A 1,320-nucleotide genomic window follows, 5' to 3' on the forward strand; every position below is an offset into this window, starting at 1 on the left:
ATGAACCGCCCCGGGTCTGATGGAGGCTCACTCGTTGAGTGAGGATGTGGATCATGGCTCGGAGGACGAAGTACTCGCGTGAGATGCGGGAACGTGCGGTTGCGCTGGTGTTGGAGCATCAGCAGGAGTACGACTCGCAGTGGGAGGCGATCCGCTCGATCTCGGCGAAGGTGAACGTGTCGACGGAGACGCTGCGCAAGTGGGTGCGCCAGGCCGAGGTGGACGCGGGGACCCGGCCCGGCGCGACGAGCGAGGAATCTGCCGAGTTGAAGCGCTTGCGCCGGGAAGTTGCGGAATTGCGCCGGGCTAACGAAATATTGAAGTCGGCGTCGATTTTCTTCGCGAGGGAGCTCGACCCTCGACAGTCACGCTCGTAAATTTTATCACGGAACACAAGGACCGGTTCGGAGTCGAGCCGATCTGTGCCGTGCTGACCGAGTTCGGCGTGAAGATCGCTCCGTCTACCTATTATGCTGCGCTCGCGCGCCCCAAGTCGGAGCGCGAACTCCGGGACGAGGAATTAATGAGGGAAATCACACGTGTCTACGAAGAGAACTACCGCGTTTATGGTGCGCGGAAAATATGGCGCCAGCTGCGACGCGAGGGCGTGGCGGTGGGGCGTGGCCGGGTGGAACGGCTGATGCGCCGGTTGGGCATCTCCGGCGTGGTGCGCGGCAAGACGGTGCGCACCACGATCTCCGACAAGGACGGCGTACGGGCCGCTGACCTGGTGAAACGACAGTTTACCGCCGGTGCCCCGAACCGGTTGTGGGTGGCGGACTTCACCTATGTCGCCACCTGGGCCGGCACCGTGTACACCGCGTTCGCTATTGACGTGTTCTCCCGCAAAATCGTTGGCTGGACCTGCAGCATGTCCAAGGAAACCGATCTGGTTCTCGATGCCATCGACATGGGACTGCAACAACGCGACTACCGCCACAATGACGGTGCGGATAAGCTCATTCACCATTCCGACGCCGGGAGTCAGTATACGTCTTTTCGGTTCACCCAGCATCTTATCGACTCGGGTATCGACGCGTCCATTGGTACCGTCGGTGACGCATACGACAACGCGCTCGCCGAAACGACCATCGGCTTATACAAAACGGAGTTGATCAAACCGCAAGGATCATGGCATAATAAGAAAGAGGTCGAGATCGCCACCGCCGCATGGGTGGAATGGTACAACGATCAAAGACTGCACGAGGCCTGTGGCTACCGGCCACCGACCGAGTTCGAAGCCCTGTACGACTCAGGCGACCTGACCAGCCTGGTCGCCTGACCCCAGTAACGAGTCTCTACCGAACCCGGGGCGGTTCA

At 60.5% G+C, this 1,320-nt stretch carries 1 protein-coding gene; it reads left to right on the forward strand.

Annotated features, from left to right (window positions below; genetic code table 11):
* Nucleotides 1–53: 53 nt before the first annotated feature.
* A protein-coding gene (locus tag FG385_RS33695) for an IS3 family transposase (RefSeq protein WP_235022953.1) occupies nucleotides 54–1,282 on the forward strand; the annotation gives its coding sequence in 2 pieces (ribosomal slippage) (nucleotides 54–333 and nucleotides 333–1,282; 1,230 coding nt in all).
* The last annotated feature ends 38 nt before the right edge of the window (nucleotides 1,283–1,320 follow it).

This window comes from Amycolatopsis alkalitolerans (assembly GCF_006152065.1).
In the GTDB taxonomy this organism is placed as follows: Bacteria; Actinomycetota; Actinomycetes; order Mycobacteriales; family Pseudonocardiaceae; genus Amycolatopsis_E; species Amycolatopsis_E alkalitolerans.